Annotated in this window: 18 protein-coding genes; 6 read left to right on the top strand and 12 right to left on the bottom strand. The window is 67.3% G+C overall.

The genetic code is table 11. From position 1 onward, the window contains the following. Nucleotides 1-21: 21 nt before the first annotated feature. Nucleotides 22-1,419 (bottom strand): NarK family nitrate/nitrite MFS transporter, encoded by a 1,398-nt coding sequence (locus J4D28_RS22780; protein ID WP_009049449.1) that lies wholly within the window; start codon nt 1,417-1,419, stop codon nt 22-24. Then, on the bottom strand, nt 1,406-2,701 hold the full coding sequence (locus tag J4D28_RS22775; RefSeq protein ID WP_016704271.1) for a nitrate/nitrite transporter: 1,296 nt from the start codon (nt 2,699-2,701) through the stop codon (nt 1,406-1,408). The genes J4D28_RS22780 and J4D28_RS22775 overlap by 14 nt, the downstream gene beginning before the upstream one ends. A gap of 328 nt (nt 2,702-3,029) precedes the next feature. Here J4D28_RS22775 and J4D28_RS22770 point away from each other — a divergent pair, with 328 nt between their 5' ends. From J4D28_RS22770 to J4D28_RS22760, 3 genes are all read left to right on the top strand, one after another. Beyond that, nucleotides 3,030-4,844: a histidine kinase gene (locus J4D28_RS22770; protein WP_207246454.1), complete on the top strand. Its 1,815-nt coding sequence runs from the start codon at nt 3,030-3,032 to the stop codon at nt 4,842-4,844. Beyond that, entirely contained in the window at nt 4,841-5,488 is a 648-nt protein-coding gene (narL, locus tag J4D28_RS22765) for a two-component system response regulator NarL (RefSeq protein WP_009049452.1), read from the top strand. Before J4D28_RS22770 ends, narL begins: the two co-directional genes overlap by 4 nt. Nucleotides 5,489-5,583: 95 nt before the next feature. Continuing rightward, a complete protein-coding gene (locus tag J4D28_RS22760; protein ID WP_103331830.1) occupies nt 5,584-6,261 on the top strand; it encodes a Crp/Fnr family transcriptional regulator in 678 nt (225 codons plus the stop codon). A 302-nt stretch (nt 6,262-6,563) separates the two neighbouring features. Here J4D28_RS22760 and J4D28_RS22755 read toward each other — a convergent pair whose 3' ends face one another. From J4D28_RS22755 to norR, 7 genes are all read right to left on the bottom strand, one after another. Further along, nucleotides 6,564-7,046 (bottom strand): SCP2 domain-containing protein, encoded by a 483-nt coding sequence (locus J4D28_RS22755; protein ID WP_103331829.1) that lies wholly within the window; start codon nt 7,044-7,046, stop codon nt 6,564-6,566. After that, nucleotides 7,040-7,930 (bottom strand): U32 family peptidase, encoded by an 891-nt coding sequence (locus J4D28_RS22750; RefSeq protein ID WP_103331828.1) that lies wholly within the window; start codon nt 7,928-7,930, stop codon nt 7,040-7,042. Before J4D28_RS22750 ends, J4D28_RS22755 begins: the two co-directional genes overlap by 7 nt. Nucleotides 7,931-7,940: 10 nt before the next feature. Beyond that, on the bottom strand, nt 7,941-8,936 hold the full coding sequence (locus tag J4D28_RS22745) for a peptidase U32 family protein (protein ID WP_103331827.1): 996 nt from the start codon (nt 8,934-8,936) through the stop codon (nt 7,941-7,943). 110 nt (nt 8,937-9,046) lie between these two features. Then, nucleotides 9,047-10,282: a gephyrin-like molybdotransferase Glp gene (gene glp, locus J4D28_RS22740; protein WP_103331826.1), complete on the bottom strand. Its 1,236-nt coding sequence runs from the start codon at nt 10,280-10,282 to the stop codon at nt 9,047-9,049. Continuing rightward, the gene (gene moaB / locus J4D28_RS22735) at nt 10,279-10,845 is read right to left on the bottom strand and encodes a molybdenum cofactor biosynthesis protein B (RefSeq protein WP_009049458.1); all 567 of its coding nucleotides are present in this window, start codon (nt 10,843-10,845) and stop codon (nt 10,279-10,281) included. Before moaB ends, glp begins: the two co-directional genes overlap by 4 nt. Nucleotides 10,846-10,942: 97 nt before the next feature. Further along, nucleotides 10,943-11,590: a pyridoxamine 5'-phosphate oxidase gene (pdxH, locus tag J4D28_RS22730; RefSeq protein WP_103331825.1), complete on the bottom strand. Its 648-nt coding sequence runs from the start codon at nt 11,588-11,590 to the stop codon at nt 10,943-10,945. A gap of 442 nt (nt 11,591-12,032) precedes the next feature. Then, nucleotides 12,033-13,559 (bottom strand): nitric oxide reductase transcriptional regulator NorR, encoded by a 1,527-nt coding sequence (gene norR, locus J4D28_RS22725; protein WP_029527060.1) that lies wholly within the window; start codon nt 13,557-13,559, stop codon nt 12,033-12,035. Nucleotides 13,560-13,714: 155 nt separating this feature from the next. Here norR and ytfE point away from each other — a divergent pair, with 155 nt between their 5' ends. Further along, entirely contained in the window at nt 13,715-14,431 is a 717-nt protein-coding gene (gene ytfE, locus J4D28_RS22720; protein WP_016704282.1) for an iron-sulfur cluster repair protein YtfE, read from the top strand. A 41-nt stretch (nt 14,432-14,472) separates the two neighbouring features. Here the strand turns inward: ytfE and J4D28_RS22715 are convergent, their stop codons facing one another. Together J4D28_RS22715 and J4D28_RS22710 are read right to left on the bottom strand one after the other, a co-directional pair. Next, nucleotides 14,473-14,913, bottom strand: coding sequence for a CopD family copper resistance protein (locus J4D28_RS22715; protein ID WP_009049462.1), 441 nt, complete (start codon nt 14,911-14,913; stop codon nt 14,473-14,475). 28 nt (nt 14,914-14,941) lie between these two features. Further along, nucleotides 14,942-16,132, bottom strand: coding sequence for an NnrS family protein (locus J4D28_RS22710; protein ID WP_103331824.1), 1,191 nt, complete (start codon nt 16,130-16,132; stop codon nt 14,942-14,944). A 596-nt stretch (nt 16,133-16,728) separates the two neighbouring features. Between J4D28_RS22710 and J4D28_RS22705 the strand changes: the two genes are divergently transcribed. Both J4D28_RS22705 and J4D28_RS22700 read left to right on the top strand, forming a co-directional pair. Beyond that, on the top strand, nt 16,729-17,412 hold the full coding sequence (locus J4D28_RS22705) for a Crp/Fnr family transcriptional regulator (RefSeq protein ID WP_038633157.1): 684 nt from the start codon (nt 16,729-16,731) through the stop codon (nt 17,410-17,412). Next, nucleotides 17,409-17,603 carry a hypothetical protein gene (locus J4D28_RS22700; RefSeq protein WP_016704286.1) on the top strand — a complete coding sequence of 65 codons (195 nt, stop codon included), beginning with the start codon at nt 17,409-17,411 and terminating at the stop codon, nt 17,601-17,603. Before J4D28_RS22705 ends, J4D28_RS22700 begins: the two co-directional genes overlap by 4 nt. Before the next feature lie 566 nt (nt 17,604-18,169). Here the strand turns inward: J4D28_RS22700 and J4D28_RS22695 are convergent. Next, on the bottom strand, nt 18,170-20,005 hold the full coding sequence (locus J4D28_RS22695) for a nitric oxide reductase activation protein NorD (protein WP_103331823.1): 1,836 nt from the start codon (nt 20,003-20,005) through the stop codon (nt 18,170-18,172). Nucleotides 20,006-20,184: the final 179 nt, after the last annotated feature.

Genomic DNA, 20,184 nt, shown 5'->3' with positions numbered 1-20,184 from the left:
AAGGTTTGGATTCGGGTCGTGTCAGCAGGGAGTCGCCGCGCCTTTGCGCGCGTACCACCACCAGGTCACCACAATGCAGCTCAGGTAAAAGCCGACGAACATGTAGAAGGCCATCTCCGGGCCGCCGGTCTGGGCCATGGAAGTGCCGAAGGATTTGGGGATGAAGAACGCACCGAAGGCGCCCATGGCCGAGCTGAAGCCAAGGACCGCGGCCGACTCCTTGCCGGCGTTTTTCAGCGCCTGCTCGCGCACCGCGGCGTTTTGCCCGGCGGCGGCCTTTTCGTGCAGGGTGCGGAAGATCACCGGGATCATGCGGAAGGTGGAGCCGTTGCCGATGCCGGTGGTGATGAACAGCAGCATGAACAGGCCGAGGAAGCCGTAGAAGTTGCCGCCGGCGCCGTTGTGCGGGAGAAAATGAAGAACCCCGAAGACCATCACGATCATCGCCACGAAGTTCCACAAGGTGACCCGGGCACCGCCCAGCTTGTCCGCCAGCCAGCCGCCCAGCGGCCGCACCAGGGCGCCCACCAGCGGGCCGAGGAAGGCGAATTTCAGCGCCACCACCTCCGGGAACGCAGTCTTGATCAGCAGCGGAAAGGCCGCCGAGAAGCCGATGAACGAGCCGAAGGTCGCCAGGTACAGCCAGCACATCAGCCAGTTGTGCTTGCGCTTGAAGATCACCGCCTGCTCGCTGAACGAGGCCTTGGCGCTGGACAGGTCGTTCATGCCGAACCAGGCCAGCAGGGTCACCGCGATAATGAACGGCACCCAAAGAAAGCCGGCATTCTGCAGCCACAGCTGGCTACCATCGGCCAGCACCTGGGGCTGCCCGCCGAGCCAGCCGAACAGGCCGAAGGTGATCACCAGCGGCACGCAGAACTGCATCACCGACACCCCGAGGTTGCCCAGCCCGGCATTCAGGCCCAGGGCCGTGCCCTGCTGCGACTTGGGGTAGAAGAAGCTGATGTTGGACATGCTCGAGGCGAAGTTGCCGCCGCCGAAACCGCAGAGCAGCGCGATCAGCACGAACACGCTGTAGGGGGTGTTCGGGTCCTGCACGGCAAAGCCCATCCACAGCGACGGCAGCAGCAGCGAGGCGGTGCTCAGGGCGGTCCAGCGGCGGCCGCCGAAGATCGGCACCATGAACGAATAGAACACCCGCAAGGTGGCGCCGGACAGCCCCGGCAGCGCCGCCAGCCAGAACAGCTGGTCGGTGCTGAAGCTGAAGCCGATGGCGTTCAGGCGCACGATCACCGTGCTCCAGACCATCCACACGGCAAAGGCCAAGAGCAGCGCGGGAATCGAGATCCACAGGTTGCGGGTCGCTGTCTGCTTGCCGCTGCGCCCCCAGAAAGCGGGGTCTTCCGGGCGCCAGTCATGAATCACCGGGCCTGAATCGGGCTTGTTAAGAACCGACATGTTCTTCTCCTTGGGCAATGCTGGAAAACGGGGACGAGGTGGCCGGCGGCTGTTTGCCCAGCAGCGGGCGCTTGCGGATTTCGCTGAAGTACATCCAGGTGAGCGACACCCAGACCACGCCGTACATCAACATGAAGCAGGAAGAGCGCACGCCGGTGAGGTCCACCAGGGCGCCGAACAGGATCGGCAGGACGAAGCCGCCGAGGCCGCCGGCCAAGCCGACGATGCCGGACACCGCGCCCATGTTTTGTGGGTAGTCGTTGGCGATGTACTTGAACACCGAGGCCTTGCCGAAGGCGAAGGCGATGCCCATGACGAACAACAGCACGGTGAACAGCGCCGGGCTCAGGCCGATGTGGAAATCCAGGGTGCCGTCGACGGTGTGCACTTGCAGCTGGGTCTGCGGGTAGGACAGCAGGAACAGGCAGATCCAGCTGACCCAGAGCACCCACCAGGTCACGCTCTGGGCGCCCCAGCGGTCCGACATCCAGCCGCCGACGGCGCGCAGCACGCCGCCCGGCAGGGAGAAACAGGCGGCCAGCAGCGCCGCGCTCTGCAGGCTGAAACCGTATTCCTGCACGTAGTACTGGGTCATCCACAGCGCCAGGGCCACGTAGCCGCCGAAGACGATCGAGTAGTACTGGCAGTAGCGCCACACCGCCGGGTCCTTCAGCGCGCCCAACTGCTCGCGCAAGGTGGCGCCGGAGGCACTGCGGTGGGCCTTGTTGTCGGCGCTGAGAAACCAGAACAGCAGCGCGGTGATGAACAGGATGGCGCTGAAGGCCTTTGGCACCAGTTGCCAGCTGCCGGCGGCGATCAGCGCCGGGGCGAGAAACTTGGTCAGCGCGGCACCAGCGTTACCGGCGCCGAAGATGCCCATGGCGAAACCCTGGTTGTCCTGGTCGAACCACTTGGCGACGTAGGCGATGCCCACCGAAAACGAACCGCCGGCCAGGCCGACGAACAGGCCCAGGACCAGGAACTGCCAGTAGGCCGTGGCGTGGCTGATCAGGTACAGCGGCAACACGCAGCACAGCATCAGCAGGAAGAACACGCTGCGCCCGCCAAAGCGGTCGGTCAGCAGGCCCAGCGGCAGGCGCGCCAGCGAACCGGTGAGCACCGGGGTGGCGGCCAGCAGGCCGAACTGGGTTTCGTTGAGCTGGAGCAGCTCCTTGATCGGCACCCCGAGCACCGCGAACATCATCCAGACCATGAAGCACACGGTGAAGGCCAGCGTACTCATGCCCAGCACCAGGCCTTGTCGCACACGCGGTTGGGTCATCTCGCTCTCCCGTCAGTCATTCATGGCCGCAGACTAGAGAGGCGAACCCGGTAAAAACTTGACCCGGGTCAATGAAGCCCGGGGCCTCACGGGCCTATGCTTGCGCCGCCTACCTCCAACGAGGTAGTGCCGAAAAACCTCTGAACCCTTTGTTTATCAGGCTCTTGCCTTGGCTCCACGAGGCGGCTGCACGGATCCGATGGACAACAACTCTTTAGAGGTAGAGCGCCAGGGACCGGCGGCAAAACCATCGCCAGCCGCCCCTGGAGCTTTCCATGCCAGCCCTCCTCTCTTTCATCCTCAGCCGGCTCAGTTGTGGCCCGCGCCCATGATCCGCTGGCTGCGCAGCTCCCTGCCCGCCCGCGCCGGCCTGGCGGTGATCCTGATCGCCGTGCTGGCGCTGGCCAGCTCGTTGAGCGCCGGGTTGATCGCCTGGTTCAGCCAGGGCGACGCGGCGGCCATCAATACCGCGGGCTCGGTGCGCATGGAGACCTACCACCTGAGCTGGAAGCTGGCCGCCGGCGCCAGCGCCGAAGACATCGAGCGTATCCGCCAGAGCCTGCAACAGCGCCTCGACAGCCAGTCGCTCAGGGCTGTGCTGGAAGACGGCGCCGATCCCGACCTGCTGGGCAGCTACCGGCAGATCCAGCAACGCTGGAACGACGAATTGCAGCCGGCCCTGGAACGCCAAGATGCCGCGGCGTTCCAGGCCCTGGCCCTGCCCTTCGTCGAACAGCTGAACCAGTTCGTCAGCCTGCTGCAACGCCAGAGCGAACATAAGCAGACCTGGCAACAGCTGATCCAGGGCGCGGCGCTGTTCACCACCCTGTTCGTCCTGCTGCTGGGCCTGTACGAGCTGCAATACAGCGTGGTCACGCCGTTGCAGGAACTGGTGGAAGCCACCCAGGGTTTTCGTCGCGGCGAGTTCCAGATGCGGGTCAACCACCAGTCCCAGGACGAGCTGGGCCAGCTGGCCACCAGCTTCAACGCCATGGCCGAGACCATCGAGCAATCCCACCGCACCCTGGAAACCCTGGTGCGGCAAAAGACCCATAACCTGCAACAGGCCAATGCCGCCCTCGAGCTGCTGTACCAGAGCAGCCGCAGCCTGGCCACGCGGCTGGCCAACGCCGAAGGCCTGGACGAGTTGATCCGGCGTTTCCAGCAGCGCCTGCCGGGGCTGCGCCTGTCGCTGTGCCTGCAAGGCCAGTTGCAGGCCCCGGCGCAGCAGCTGATCGCCCTGCATGGCGCCAGCAGCCGGGATGTCTGCGCGGTCAGCGATTGCGCCAGCTGCCAGCGCCACCAGTCCATCAGCCGGCAGAGCTTCAGCATCAGCAACCAGGGCAGCGAACTGGGCGAGCTCAAGGCGCACTTCCTCGACGGCCATGCCCCGCAAGCCTGGGAAACCGAACTGATCCAGGCCCTGGCCAACCTGATCGGCACCTCGCTGTCGCTCAAGCGCCAGCGCGAACAGGACCATCGCCTGCTGCTGTTCGAGGAGCGCGCGATCATCGCCCGCGAGCTCCACGACTCCCTGGCCCAGGCCCTGTCCTACATGAAGCTGCAGGTCAGCCGCATGCAGACCCTGATGCGCCGTGGCGAACCGGTGAGCACCCTGGAGAACGTCACCGCCGAACTGCGCGAAGGGGTAAACAATGCCTACCGCCAACTGCGCGAACTGCTGACTACCTTTCGCCTGCAGATCCACGATGCCGGGCTGGTGCGCGAGCTCGAAGCGACCACCGAGGAGTTCTCGCGCCGCGGCGATTTCCAGGTGCACCTGCAGCTCGACAGCCTGGCTTTCGAGCTGTCGGCCAGCGAGCAGATCCACCTGTTGCAGATCACCCGCGAGGCGCTTTCCAACTGCCTGCGCCACGCCCACGCGGAGAATGTCTGGCTGCAACTGCGCCAGCACGGCGAAACCCTGCGCCTGTCGATCGAGGACGATGGCCGCGGCTTCAGCGGCGGCCACGACACCAGCGGCAACCAGCGCGAACACCACGGCCTGAACATCATGGATGAGCGGGCCCGCAGCCTGCATGGCCAGTTGCAGATTTTTTCCAGGACGCCCCAGGGCACCCTGGTGCAGATGGAATTCCGTCCGGAGTTTCTCGGAGTCCCCACAGAAGGTAGCGCCGCATGAACCCATCCCCCACCTACCGGATCCTGCTGGTCGACGACCATCCGATGATGCGTCGCGGCATCCGCCAGATGCTCGAACTGGAAGACGACCTGCAGATCGTCGGCGAGGCCAGCCACGGCGAAGAAGCCCTGGGCCTGATCGAGCCGTTGCAGCCCGACCTGGTGCTGCTCGACAACAACATGCCGCAACTCAACGGCATCGAGACCCTGCGCCGCCTGCGGACCATGGACTATCGCGGCAAGGTGCTGCTGTTCACCGTGTCCGACGCCGAGGACGACATTCGCGACGCCCTGCGCCTGGACGCCGACGGCTACCTGCTCAAGGACATGGAACCCGAGCTGCTGATCCAGTACCTGCGCGATGCGCTGAACGGCGCCCTGGTGATCAGCCCGGGGCTGACCCGGGTCATGGCCCAGGCCCTGCGTTCACCGCCGCGCCAGCCGGAAGTGGAGCTGACCGAACGCGAGCGCCAGGTGCTCAAGACCATCGCCAGCGGCTACAGCAACAAGGTCATCGGCCACAAGCTGGGCATCACCGAAGGCACGGTCAAGGTCCATGTGAAGAACCTGCTGCACAAGCTCGGCCTGCGCTCGCGGGTCGAGGCCGCGGTGTGGGCGATGGAGCACCTGCGCAACGCCGGCTGAGCCGCGTCTCGCCCTCTGCCCCTTTAGAGGTAGGCCGGCGGAGGCATAGGCCATGGCAGCCCCGCGCTCTACCATGGCCGGCAGCGGAGGTACCCATGCTGACCCACCCTTCCATCGTGCTGTTCCTGCGGCGCCATCATCTGTTCAGCCAGTTGCCGGACAAGGTCTTCGAGGAGGTCTGCGCCCAGGCCAGGCTCAGGCGCCTGCCCAGCCACAACACCCTGATGCACCAGGGCGACCCGGCCAAACGCTTTTTCCTGTTGGTCAGCGGCCAGGTCAAGCTGTACCGCATCAGCGGCGAAGGCCAGGAAAACCTGGTGGAAATCATCCAGCCCGGGCAGACCTTCGCCGAGGCCCTGCTGTTCAGCCAGGCGCGCTTCTACCCGGTGAACGCCAGCGCGCTGAAAGACAGCGTGCTGATCAGCATCGACGGCAACCATTACCGCCACGCCCTGGAGGACCAGCCGCAGGTGTGCCTGGCAATCCTGGCGAGCATGAGCGTGCACCTGCACCAGCGCCTCAAGGACATCGACACCCTGACCCTGGGCAGCGCCAGCCGGCGGGTGGTGAATTTCCTGTTGCAGGAACGCGACCCGCTCAGCGGCGAGGTGGTGCTGCAGGTGTCCAAGCGCCTGGTGGCCTCGAAGCTGGGGATCCAGCCGGAGACCTTCTCGCGCATCCTCCATCGCCTGGTGGAACGCGGCCTGATCGCCATGGAGCGGCGCACTATCCTGATCCTCGGCGCCGAGCAACTAGCCACCTACCAGGGCTGACCCCAATCGGTGAACACCGCCCCTGTAGGAGTGCAGCTTGCGCGCGATGAACCTGAGGGCAATGCGGGGTGTCAGGTTGCGCGCGTCATCGTTGACGACCATCGCGAGCAAGCTGCGCTCCTACAGGGGGTAGCCGGAGCCGCACACGGTCTTGTAGTCGCTACCCAGCGCAGCGAGGCTGCGAACGAGGACTGGCCGGACACCTGTAGGAGCGCAGCTTGCTCGCGAGGCGTCGTCTCAGGCACGCCGCGTTATCCCGGTCGCCGGCGCCTGCAAAAGGCATTGCCCGGCGCCCCCGTGACTCAACCCGCCGCCAGCCCCTTCCCCGCCCGCTCCAGGCCGCGCCACAGCCAGACCGGCAACACGTCCGGGTCGAGGCTGTCGATCAGGTTCTTCAGGGTCAGGCCCAGCTCGGTATCGCCCTCGATCACCAGGCGCCGGCGGAAGAACAGGGTGTCCGGGTCTTCCTGGCGGCTGGCCAGCAGCAGGAACTCGCGCCAGTTGCCGCTGATGGTCACGTCGGCCCGGGCCCGCGCGGCGATGCGCAGGCCGTCGAGGTCGCGGGTCAGGTACCAGGCCAGGCCCAGGTCGGGAATCCGCAGGCACAACCAGCGCCGGCGCAGCAGGTCGAATTCGCCGGCGCGCAGCGGCTCGGCCAGGCAGCGGTTGAGCCCCTGCTGCAAGGCCAGGCGCTGCACGCCGAACGGCACCCGCCGCAGCCATGGCAGCAGCCGGTCGGCGCTGCGCAGCAGCCATTCCTTGCGTTTGGATTTGCCACTCAGCACAGGCCCACCTCCTCGACGCGCAACATCCCGGCCTGGCCATGCCAGTAACCGTTGCAGCCCTCGACGAACAGCGGTGGCGTCGCGCCCTGGCGCACCCGCTGATAGGCCTCGATCACCTCGCCCATGCCCTGGGCCCGCGGGCTCAGGCGCAGCAGGTCGGCGCCGCAGGCCACCAGCCCGGCGTAGTCCGCCAGCAGATTGGTGACCTCCGCCGACAGGGTCTGAATACCATTGAGGGTGAACAGCGCCTGGCCTTCCTGGCTGCTCAGCGCCAGGCCGTCGGGGTACTGGATGCAGCAGAACTGGCAGTCGTCCTTGGGCCGGTCCTGGGCCCGGGCGGTGAAGCAGCGCGCGGAATACGCCAGCGGCAGATGCCCATAGGCGAAGACTTCGACCTCGGGCACGGCCTGGCCCAATTCCCGTACCTGATCCAGCACCGCGCGGATCAGCGTCGCCGAACACTCCACCGGCGGCACCCAGCGGATCATCCCGCAGGCCTGCAACTGCGCCAGGGCGTGGCCGTTGTACAGGTTGAGCGCCGGGCCACCGACGAACGGCAGCTTGCGCTCGGCGAGAAACTGCACCGCGCCCATGTCGTTGGCCTCCACCAGCAGCTCGCCGTTGTCGCACAGGCGCCGCAGGCTCGACAGCTCCGAGGCGGCTTCGATCAGGGTCAGGCTGGACAGCACGATCTGCGCCCGGCTACAGCCCTGCAGTTCGCGCCCCAACCCCAGCCACTGGTCCAGGGACAGCGCCCGGCGTTTCGAACAGACGGTTTCCCCCAGGTAAATCACATCCAGGGGCAAGGCCGACATCTCGGCATAGAAACGCCCCAATTGTTCCTTGTCCCAGTAGAACAGGACGGGGCCCAGGCTGAGCTTCATCGCGAATTCCTCATTGCCATGATCGGTGGTAGGCACCCAGGGTGGTCTGGCTGCCCTCGGACAGAGCGGCCAGCACCAGGCGCCACTGGTCCTTGACCGCAAAATTCGCGGGCGCGGCGCGATGGGCATCCAGCGCCGCGCGCCAGACCCGGGTGACCTGCTCGACATAGGCCGGGCTGCGCTGGCGGCCTTCGATCTTCACCGCCTCGACGCCAATGGCCGCCAGCTCCGGCAGCAGGTCCAGGGTGTCGAGGCTGGTGGGTTCCTCCAGGGCATGGAAACGCCTGCCTTCGACCAGGAAGCGCCCCTTGCACAGGGTCGGGTAGCCGGCCGCTTCATTATCGCTGTAGCGGTCGATCAGCACCTCGCTGAGGCGGGCGCTCAAGCCTTCGGCGTCCTCGCTCCAGCGCACCGCCTTGGCCGGCGAGCAGACGCCGCACAGGTTCGGCGACTCGCCGGTGATGTAGGAAGACAGGTGGCAGCGCCCCTCGGCCATGATGCACAGGCTGCCAAAGGCGAACACCTCGATCGGCACCCTGCTGCTGGCCGCCACCTGGCGCACCTGGGCCAGCGACAGCACCCGCGGCAGCACGGCGCGGCGGATGTTGTAGTGCTGGGCGTAGAACGCCAGGGCGCTGGCATTGGTTGCCGAGCCCTGCACCGACAGGTGCAGGTTCAATTGCGGGTGGCGCTGGCTGGCATAGGCCAGGACCCCGGGGTCGGCGGCGATCAGCGCGTCGACCCCATGATCGGCGGCGCGGTCCACCGCCCGTTGCCAGCGCGCCCAGCCCTGGGGCTGGGGGTAGGTGTTGACCGCCACATAGAGTTTGCGTTGGTGCTGGCGGATGTGCGCGACCGCCGCGTCGAACTGCTTGTCGTCCATGTTCAGGCCGGCGAAATGCCGGGCGTTGGTGTCGTCGCGAAAGCCGACGTAGACGGCATCGGCGCCTTGGCGCACCGCCGCTTTGAGCGCAGGCAGGTTGCCTGCGGGGCAGACCAGTTGCATGGGGGTTCCTCATCAAAGAACGCGCCGGGACGACGCGTATGCTGCGATCGGAAATGCGCTGCCAGTCTAGCCAGACCGGCAGCCACGGCCTTGACCACAATCAATTGCCGTCACTGCATCAGCTCGGCGAACGACAGGAACGGCACGGGGTCGCCCGCATGCACCTGACGCTCGCATTCCACCAGCGCCAGGCCATCGGCCCAGCAGGCGGCGCTGAGCATCGCCGAGCTTTGCTGGGGGTGCAGCTGCACGCTGGTCTGGGCATCGTTGCCGGGCACCAGGCGGGCACGCAGATACTGGCGGCGCCGGTTGCGCTGCGGCCACTCGAAACCCGCCGGCAACGCCAGGGGCCGCGGCAACACATCCGTGACGCCCTGGGCCCGCAGCAGGAACGGCCGCACCACCACCAGCGCGGTCACCAGCGCCGCCGAGGGGTTGCCCGGCATGCCGATCCACGGCTTGCCGGCCACCTCGCCAAAAGCCAGCGGCTTGCCCGGCTGGATCGCCAGGCGCCAGAAATCCACGTTGCCGAGTTCCTCGATGGCCTGCTTGAGGTGGTCTTCCTCGCCCACCGAGACCCCGCCCGAAGTCAGCAGCAGGTCGCACTCCGACGAGGCCAGGCTCAAGGCGTGGCGGCTGGCCGCCAGCTCGTCGGCCATCACCCCGTAGTCGTGTACTTCCACGCCCCAACCGCGCAGCAGTGCCAACAGGCAGTAGCGATTGCTGTTGTAGATCTGCCCCGGCGCCAGGGGCTGGCCGGGCTCGCGCAGCTCGTCGCCGCTGCTCAGCAGGCACACGCGCAATGGCCGATAGACCTCGACCCGGGCGATCCCGGCAGCGGCCAGCAACCCCAGTTCCTGGGCGCGCAGGCGCTTGCCGGCCTTGAGCAACAGCTCGCCGCGAGCCACCTCCTCGCCCTGCCGGCGCACGTGATCGCCCACCGTCACCGGCGGCAAGCAGAGCTGCCCGTCCTCGACCCGGCAGCTCTCCTGGGGCACCACCGTATCGGCCCCCGGCGGCAAGGGCGCGCCGGTGAAGATGCGCACCGCCTGCCCCGCCGCCAAGGGTGTGTCCGCCGCCTGCCCGGCGGCGATCCGCCCGCCCAGGGTCAGGCGGCCACCGGCAGGCGGCAGGTCGGCGGCGCGCAGGGCGTAGCCGTCCATGGCGCTGTTGTCCCAGCCGGGCAGGTTCAGTGGCGAATGGATGTCCGCCGCCAGCACCCGGCCCAGGGCCTGCTCCAGGGCGATGTCCTGGGTCGTGGGCGGTGGCGGCACCTGGTCCAGCAGATGGGCGATGGCCTGGTCCACCGGGATCAGTTGGCCGCTGTCGCAGCCACAGCCGGTCACGGCCGCACCCCACAGGCCTCGATCTGCTGCCCTGGCGCCTGATGGGGCTGCGGCTTGAGATGGGGGGCGAAATTGCACGGGCCGGTGCGGCTGTCCAGCTGCGGGCGCAGGATCATGTTCCAGGCAGTGCGGCAGGCCCCCGGCGAGCCCGGCACGCACACCACCAGCACGCCGTTGCTGACCCCGGCCAGGGCCCGCGACTGCAGGCTGGACATACCGATCTCTTCCACCGATACCTGGCGAAACAGCTCGCCGAAACCTTCCACATGCTTGTCCAGCAGCGGCATTACCGCCTGGGGCGTGTTGTCCCGCGCGGTGAAGCCGGTGCCGCCGGTCATCAGCACCACCTGCACCTCGGGGTCGGCGATCCACTGCGAGACGCGGGCGCGGATCTGGTAGATGTCGTCCGGCACCAGGCCGCGATCGACCAGCACATGGCCGGCGGCCTGCAACAGGTCGCTGAGGGTCTGGCCCGAGGTGTCGGTGTCCAGGGTGCGCGTATCGCTGATGGTCAGCACGGCGATGTTCAGGGGGTGAAACGTGCGTTGCGCCAGATGGGCCATATCCAAGCCTTCCCGTGAATGAGATAGGCCCCAGCCTGAACCGAATCCTTGGAGGAACCTATTCCTCCAAGGAGGTACCTCGACGGGGCGACAAGCCTCAGGGCGCCAGCCGGCCGTGGCGCCAGGCGCCCTCATGCAGGCGGTAGTCGAGGCGGTCATGCAGGCGGTCGCTGCGCCCTTGCCAGAACTCCATGCGCTGCGGGCGCAGGCAGTAGCCGCCCCAGTGTTCCGGGCGCGGCACCGGCTGGCCGTCGAAGCGGCTGGTGGTGCTGGCCAGCAGGGATTCCAGTTGCAGCCGGTTGGCCAAGGGCTGGCTTTGCGGCGACGCCCAGGCACCAAGGCGACTGGCCAGGGAGCGTGAATCGAAATACACATCCGACAGCCGCGGCGCTAACCGCGAGACTAATCCTTCGATCCGCACCTGGCGCTCCAGGGTGGGCCAGAAGAAGGTCATGGCGGCCCGGGGATTGGCCGCCAGTTCCAGGCCCTTGGCGCTCTGGTAGTTGCCGAAGAAGGTAAAACCCTCGGCACTCAAGCCCTTGAGCAACAGCACCCGGCAATGGGGCTGGCCCTGCTCGTCGACCGTGGCCAGGCACATGCTGTTGGCCTCCACCGGCGCCTGCTCGGTGTCGCGGGCCTGTTGCAGCCACTGCTGGAACAGCGGCAGCGGATCGTCCGGCGCGGCCTCGTCGGCCAGGCCATCGCGGCAGTAGTTACGGCGCATCTGGGCCAGGGAAAGCGGCATGAGGGTGATCTCCGTTGGGGTTTGCCGCAGTCTGCGAGGCCGCGCCGGGCATGACCTTGATCGCCATCAACGGCAGTTGCCGATCGCTATCTTCTGTAGCAACTGCGCCGCTCTCTAGACACCCATGTTCCGTAGCCGCTGCCGAGCGCAGCGAGGCTGCGATCGGTCTGGGCGGCATTCCGACGCAGCGGCCGCCAATCAGGCGACGCGGTATTCCAGGTAGATCCGGTACACAGGCTTTGCGAGGACTGCGTCCTCGATCGCAGCCTCGCTGCGCTCGGCAGCGGCTACATGTGGCGCGCCAGCAGCAGCTTCTGTAGGAGCGAAGCTTGCTCGCGATGGTCGTCAACGGTGACGCGCATAACCTGACACCCCGCATCGTTCTCAGGTTCATCGCGAGCAAGCTTCGCTCCTACAGAGGCAATCGAACGTCGCCGGCCTGCTATTTGAGCCGCAGGCGCCGGGCCAGTTTGTGCAGGTTGCTCGGGTCGACTTCCAGCAAGCGGGCGGCGCGGGCCCAGTTGTTGCGGCAGCGGCTCAGGGCCTGGTGGATCTTCTGCCGCTGATAATCGTCGACGGCTTCGCTCAGGGGCTGGAACGGCCCGTCGTCGGCCGCCAGCGGCGACGGTTCGAGCGGCTCCGCGCCCTTCACCGAGCTGTCGAGATCGAGCACGTCCGGCTCCAGGGTCAGGATCTGGCTGCGACTGCCGCCACGACTGAGCTGCTTGAGCGCGGCGCGGCTGATCACGTGTTCCAGTTCCCGCACATTGCCCGGCCAGGGGTAAGCCAGCAGCGCCCGTTCGGCCGCCGGCGACAGGCGCAGGCCACGCAGGCCGAGACGGCTGCGGTTGAGCTCGAGGAAATGCCCGGCCAGCACCAGCACATCCGGGCCACGTTCGCGCAGCGGCGGGATCGGCACCGGGTACACCGACAGCCGGTGGTACAGGTCGGCGCGAAACAGCCCGTCGCGGATGCTGTCCGGCAGGTGGCGGTTGGTCGCGGCGATGATGCGCACATCCACATGCAGCGGCTTGTCCGCCCCCAGGCGCTGGATCTCGCCGTTCTGCAGGGTGCGCAGCAACTTGGCCTGCACGCTCAACGGCAGCTCGCCGACCTCGTCGAGAAACAGCGTGCCGCCGTTGGCCGCGTCGAAGCGCCCGGCACGGTCGCTGGTGGCGCCGGAGAAGGCACCCTTGACGTGGCCGAACAGCTCGCTCTCGGCCAGGGACTCCGGCAGCGCCGCGCAGTTGACCTGCACCAGCGGCTTGTGGGCGCGCCGGGACAGGCGGTGCAGGCGGCGGGCGAACAGCTCCTTGCCAACCCCGGTCTCGCCCAGCAGCAACACCGGCAACTCGGAATCGGCGAGCACATCCAGCTCGTTGAGCAACTGGTGCAGGACCTCGCTCTGGCCGAGGATCTCGCCCTCCTCCACCGGCCCGCGCGCATCCTGCGGCTCGCTGCGGGACAGGCGCAGGCTGCGGTTCTCCTGCTCCAGGCGGGTGACCCGCAGCGCGGCCTCGATCTGCAGGCTGCAACGCTTGAGCTCGTCGCGGGCCTGGCGGTCGAAGGTGCCGGGGCGCAGTGCGTCGAGGGTGATGGCGCCCCAGACCCGCCCTTCCACATACAGGCTCACGCCCATGCAGTCGTGCACCGCCAGCGGCCCGTTGTCCGGGTGGTCGAGCAGCCCGTCATAGGGGTCCGGCAGGCGGCTGTCGGGCTCGAACCAGGTCGGCTCGCGGGACGCCATGATCGCCGCCAGGCGCGGGTGCTGGGCGATCACGAAGCGCCGGCCGATGGCTTCGTGCACCAGGCCGACGGTGGCCAGCGGCCGCAGGCTGTCGTCGTCCAGGCGCAGCAGGCCCACGGCCCCGGCCTTGAAGTATTCCCGCAGGGTCTGCACCAGACGCTGCAACCGCACGGCATTGGGCAACTCGACAATCAGGTCGGCCGCCAGACTTTCACGCAACATGGTAGTCATCACCCTTTCTGGTGGTTTTAACCCCTTGGTTTCGGGGTCATCCGCACCACGACAAAAAATTAATCCATTATTTTCAAAAAGTTACAGCTGGCATGGCGGCTGCAACGGCCCAGGGGAACCGTTGCCACTCCAACAAGGAAAACCTGATGAACCCGACACTGCTGGAACGACCCGCTCCTTCCCAACCAGACGCTTCGAAGCACAACCTCCTGGAGCAAAGCCTCGGCCAACTGGCCTGCGACATCCCCGGCGCCAGCCGGGTGTTTCATGAGTTCAAGCTGGACTTCTGCTGCGGCGGGCAGAAAACCCTGCGCGACGCCGCCCTCGGCAAAGGCCTCGACCCGGTGCAGATCGCCGAGGCCCTGCACCTGCTGCAAGACAGCGCCGCCCGGCAGCAGGACTGGCGCGATGAACCGAGCGAGGCGCTGATCGCCCATATCCTCACCCGCTACCACGCCCGCCACCGCGAACAGCTGCCGGAACTGATCCGCCTGGCCTGCCGCGTGGAGCAGGTGCATGGCGCCCGCAGCAGCTGCCCCAACGGCCTGGCCGATCACCTGCGGGACATGCAGCAGGAGCTCGAAGGCCACATGCTCAAGGAAGAACAGGTGCTGTTCCCGATGCTGCAACAAGGCCTGGGCCGCCGGGCGGCGCCACCAATCCATGTGCTGCGCCTGGAACACGAGCAACATGGCGAGGCCCTGGAGAAGCTGCTGGTGCTGACCGACCACATCACCCCGCCCGCCGACGCCTGTAACACCTGGCGCGCGCTGTACCGCGGGCTGAGCGAATTTCGCGACGACCTGATGCAGCACATCCACCTGGAAAACAACGTGCTGTTCGTCAATGCCCTGAACGCTTGAGCCCCGCCCTTGCGTGCCAGCCCTATGGCTGGCACACCCCTTCAGCCGTGCCAATAGAACATCGCCTTGGCCAGGACCACGATCAGCAGCATGTGCCCCAGCACGCTGCGGCGGATCCAGCAGGCGCGGCCGGCGCTCAACCGCGCGGTCTTGAGCCAGTACGCCAGCAACAGGTAATGGCCGATGATGCTCAGGGCCAGCATGATCTTCAGGCTCAACAGGCTGGCGAAACTGCTGCCCAGGGGCTGGCTCAAGGCGCCGCGATGCTGCCAGGCCAGGCCGATACCGGCGCCGTACAACAGCAGCACCACGCCATGCAGGACCTTGCGCGAACGCACCGCGATGGCCTGGTCCGCCGCCACCTGGGCGTCGCTCGCCAGTTGCCGGCGCGCCGTGTGCCAGATGCACACCTCGAAGAACAGCGTGCCGATAAAAGCGATGGCGGCCAGCAAATGCGTGACCAGTAACCAGGGGTAGATCATTGCCCTTCTCCTTGCTCTGCGTTCAGGCTCAGCCCGGATGCCCGTCGACCCGCGCCCGCAGCAGCATCGGCCCGTAGCGCCAGACGTACAGGGCAAAGGCCAGGGCCCAGCACAGGCCCGCCAGCCACAACGCCGCCACCGGCAGCCAGAGCACCAGCAGCACCCGGCTGAGGCAGGCCAGGTTGAGCAGGATGAACGCCAGGGTCATGCCCGCCGGCGGTTCCAACGGCCGCCCGGTGTGGCCCAGGCTGACCCGGGCGATCATCGCCAGGATCAGCCCGGCCATGGCGCCGATGGTCAGGCCGTGCAGGGCCAGGCTGGGGTTGAGCGGCGCGCCGAAATGCCACAGCGCCATGCCCAGGCACGCCAGCGCCAGCCAGGCGTAGGCCAGGTGCAGCGACCACAGCAGCGGCACCCGCCACAGCCCGCGATCCTGCCAGCGCCACAGCCGCAGCAGATGCCCGGCCGCCAGCAGCAGGAACAGCGCGCCGACCCAGGTATTGGCCAGCAGCGCCGGCCCGGCGGCATACAGCAGCGCCACCAAGGCCGAGCCCACCAGCAGCAGATAATCGAGCCACGGCCAGGGCGCCACGGCCGCGACCCGACCGAGGCCGCGCTGGGTGAAAAACGGAATCACCCGCCCGCCGATCAGGCTCATCATCGCCGCCACCAGCCACAGGCCGCTCAGCACGCCCTGGCGCTGCCAGCCTTCATGGCCCTGCAGCAGGCCGGCCACCGACAGGCCATCGGCCGCGGCGAGCAGCAGCAGCACCAGGACAATCGGGTAATTACGTTGCTGGCGTACCTTCCACAGCATGCGGCCCATCAACCCGGCCAACGCCAGGGGAAAGCCCAGCTCCAGCACCGCCAGCAGCGGCCAGGGCGCGCTGCCCAGCCAGGCCAGGCGCGCGGCCAGCCAGAGCAGGGCCAGGGCCGCCAGCGGCTTGCCGCAGAGGCCCGGCTGGCCGGTCCAGGTCTGCGCTGCGGTCAGCAGGAAGCCGGCGATGATCGCCAGACCGAAACCGAACAGCAGTTCGTGGCGGTGCCAGCCCAGCCAGCCCCCCGCCGGTTGCCAGTCGCCCAGGGCACCCTGCAGCGCCGTCAGCCACAGCGGCACCACCAGCAGCGCCAGGACACAGCCGGCGAGAAAGAACGGCCGGAAGGCCAGGCGTAACAGCGGCACGATCGCCAGCGCTGCACGACGGTCAAGTACTTGCATCAAGCCCACTCCTTTACCCAGCGGCCGACCCGGCGACGGTCGACACGCGGCGAATGAAATCCCCGGCCATCATCGGCCATTGGCGCGCCCTTGCCGTTGTCGCAAATCAAGCTTGCCCGGGATGCGGCGGGCTGTTGTGCCCGCCGTCCTTTCTGGCAGTGCAAGGGGCGTGCCCCGGGGCCCGATCGCAGCCTCGCGCGGCCATAAGCCGGCGGGCCGGGGGTGCGGCTGGCGCGGTACCGGGGTTCGTCTTTCAATGAGCGGGTCAAATTGACCATTCGCTAGTCATTTACACCCGAAATCGCCAGGTCTTTTTGACCACGCAACCGCGGATCCCCCGCGTACAGGGGCCCTGGCGCCTGGCCCGGGTCTTGCTGAACACAGGGCACCCAATCTCTCCCGAATTACCGGAGCCACCATGAATACCGCCGGAGCCATCCTGAAAAAGACCATCCAGCCACTGACGTGGTTTGTCGTCCTCGGCGCGATCCTCGCCCTCGCCAGCCGTGTCGCCCTCGGCCTTGTCTGACAGCCCTGGTCCGGCAGCTCTTGCCTGGCAGCCGCCCTCCCCTCCAAACCATTAAGGATGAATATTCATGGTGCTTCATCGCGTGCATCACCAGATCCTGCGCGGCCATCACCTGTTCGAGCCCCTCAACGAGGAACAGCTGGACGAGCTGATGGCGGCCAGCCAGTTGCTCAGCCTCGACAAGGGTGACCCGCTGTTTCGCCAGGGTGAGCCGGCCGAGGCCTTCTATTTCGTGATCGCCGGCGCGGTGAAGATCTACCGCCTGACGCCGGACGGGCAGGAGAAAGTGTTCGAGGTCATCGGCCCGCGCCAGACCTTCGCCGAGGCCATGATGCTGATGGACACGCCGGACTATGTGGCCTCGGCCGAAGCCATCGGCCCGACCCAGCTCTATCGGCTGTCCAACGACACCTACCTGCGCCTGCTGCAAAGCAACAGCCGCCTGACCTTCGCCCTGCTCGGCAAGCTCTGCGTGCGCCTGCACCAGCGGGTCAACGAGATCGAAACCCTGTCGCTGAAGAACGCCACCCACAGGGTGGTGCGGTATCTGCTGACGCAGTTGATGCAGCTGCAACCGGTGGAGCGCCGGTTCGAACTGCCGATGGCCAAGCAACTGATCGCCGGCCACCTGGCGATCCAGCCGGAGACCTTCTCGCGGATCATCCGCCGCCTGATCGATGAAAAGATCATCAGCCAGGACGGCCGCCAGATCGTGATTCTCGACCGTCCGCGCCTGGAGCAATTCGAATGAGCGCCGGGCCGGTCTGCCTGTATTGCCAAGGCTCCAACCCACCCCGGCAGGCCTCCTGCCGCCATTGCGGCATGCCGCTGCCGGCCACTGCGGCGCATGCCGAACAACGCCGGTTGCGGCGCTTTACCGGGTTCTGCATCGGTCTGACGCTGTTCTGCGTGGCGATGTTCTTCTGGCTGCCGCGCTCCTAGCGGACGCTTTTGCCTGGAACACCGCACGGCCGCTACGCAGCCGATCGCAGCCTCGCTAACGCTCGACAGCGGCTACAGGTCTGGAGTCGTGCGCGGTCCTGTAGCCGCTGCCGAGTTGCCCGTTTTGCGGCCGCTACGCAGCCGATCACAGCCTCGCTAACGCTCGACAGCGGCTACAGGTCTGGAATCGTGCGCGGTCCTGTAGCCGCTGCCGAGTTGCCCGTTTTGCGGCCTCTACGCAGCCGATCGCAGCCTCGCAGGCTCGGCAGCGGCTACAAGACCGCGCATGGCTCTGGTCTCTACGTGTAGCCGCTGTCGAGCGTTAGCGAGGCTGCGATCGAGGACGCAGTCCTCGCAAAACCTATGCGCGAGATTTACCTGAAATAACGCGTTGCCTGATTGGCATTGCGATGCAGTCCCCGCAAGGCCTGCACACCAGGTTTGCCTGGAACCTTGAACCCTTCCCCCTCGCCTGCCCTCGCCGGCGAAGGTGTCCCAGGCGCGGGCAACAGCCGAGGGTCTCTTCGCTGGCGAGCCAGGCGCCTGCCGTCGAGGGGGGTTGCGCCTCAAGGCTGGGTCAGCTGTCGATACAACTGCGGCAAACGCAGCGGCAGTTGCTCGGGCTGGCGGATCAGGGTGTAGCCATTGGCACCGAACATGTACGGCAGGTAAGCCGCCGCTTCGCGGTCGATGGTGATGCAGAACGGCGTCAGCCCCTGGCGGCGCGCTTCCAGTACCGCCTCGCGGGTGTCCTCGACGCCATAGCGGCCTTCGTAGAGGTCGAGGTCGTTGGGCTTGCCATCGGTCAACAACAGCAACAACTTGCGCTGGCGCTTGCAGCCCGCGAGCAGGCGCGTGGCCTGGCGGATCGCCGCGCCCATGCGCGTATAGAAGCCCGGCTTGAGCCCCTGGATCCGCCCGCGGGTGTGGTCGTCGTAACGCTGGTCGAAGGCCTTGAGTTCCTGCATGCGCACCTGCTGGCGACGCAGCGAGGAAAACCCGTACAAGGCAAAGTCGTCACCCAGGCCAGCCAGGGTTTCGCCGAACAGCAGCAGGCTGTCGCGGATCACCTCGATCACCCGGTGCTCGTCGTTGAGGTGGGCATCGGTGGACATCGAGACGTCGGCCAGCAGCAGGCACGCCAGGTCACGCCGGGTCTGGCGCTGCTCCATGAACAGGCCGCGCTCGGCACAGGCGCCATGGGCGCGCTCGACGTGAAAATCCAGCCAGGCCTGCATGTCCAGTTCCGCCCCCTGGGGCTGCTGGCGCAACCACTGCCGGTCGTTGCGCAGCTGCTGGAACTGCCGCCGCAACAGCTGCGCCGACGGCTTCAGGCGCGACGGCAGCGGCTGCGCCTGGCAATCGCGCGGCACCAGCATCTGCAGGTTGACGAAAGCTTCCTGCAGCCGCCCCTTGCGATAGTCCCATTCCGGCAGGTGGATGCCCTCGCCCAGGGGAATGTCGTCGACGTCCGCCGGCGGCAGGTCGAGGTGCAGCTTGAGGCCACCGCCCTTGCGCAGGCGGGTGCGCGACAGGGTCAGCTCATCCAGGTCGGCGGCGACCCGGGCGGCGTCCGGGTCTTCGCTGTCGTCGGCCCAGCGGTCGAGGTCCACATGCTCGGTCCAGCTGAACAGATTCTCCAGGCGCAGGATCAGCAGGCCGCCGTCGCGGCTATGGTCCTCGACCCGGCTGGCGCGCTTGCGTCCGCCGGCCTGCTCGCCGGCCGTGGTCGCCAGGTCCTCCGGCGAGTCCTCAAGATCGACGGCCAGCGGGCTGGCCAGGTGCAGCGGTGGGTACAGCCACAACGGCACGGGCCAGGCCGCGCGTTCGCTGCGGGGAAACTCGGCGACACTGCCGGGCTCGCGCAGGGCCTGGCACAAGGCCCGCTCCAGCGCGGCCTCGGGGCGGCTCAGCGAGGCCGGATCGGGGCGCAGTTGCAGATGGGCCTCGACCAGCCGCTGGTAGCGCTCCCGCAACGCCGGGTAGCGCTGCAACAGGCGCCGGGTCCAGCGCTGGTTGTCCCGGCCCCAATGGCGCATCGGCCCGGACTGCGCCGCCAGCAGGGCCAGCCAGCGATACAGCTCTTCGTTCAACGCCACCTCGGGAAACACCGCGAGGCTGGCCGGCAGGCGCAGGTTGTCGGCGTCGCACCAGGCCAGGGGCAGTTGCCGGCAAGTGCCGGCGATCTGCTGCAACAGGCTGCGGCGCAACAGCAGGTCGCGCTCGCTGGCCGCCTCGACGCCGCGACCGTCGCCGCCCATGGCCCGCAACAACAGAGCCAGGGCCCGTTGGCGCGGCGCCAGCTCAACCCGCGCCTCGGGAAAATCCACGCTGGCGCGGCGGGTGATAAAGCGGTGCCAGACACTGCCGACCCACTCTTCCAGTTCCAGGGTGAAGGCCATGGAACCTCCTTTTTTCCAGTACAGAAAAACGGTCCGCTACGTCAGCCGGACCGACCTTTTCCAGCGCTATCCAATCTTCGTAGCCGCTGCCGAGCCCGCGAGGCTGCGATCGAGGTGGGCGGCATTCCGACGCAGTCCTCGCAAAGCCTGCGCACGCGGTTTACCAGAAAGACCGCACG

The organism is Pseudomonas sp. GW531-T4, from assembly GCF_017349615.1.
Taxonomy (GTDB): Bacteria; Pseudomonadota; Gammaproteobacteria; order Pseudomonadales; family Pseudomonadaceae; genus Aquipseudomonas; species Aquipseudomonas chlororaphis_I.
The sequence above is the reverse complement of the archived record's forward strand: the minus strand, read 5'-3'. Positions and strand labels throughout refer to the sequence as shown.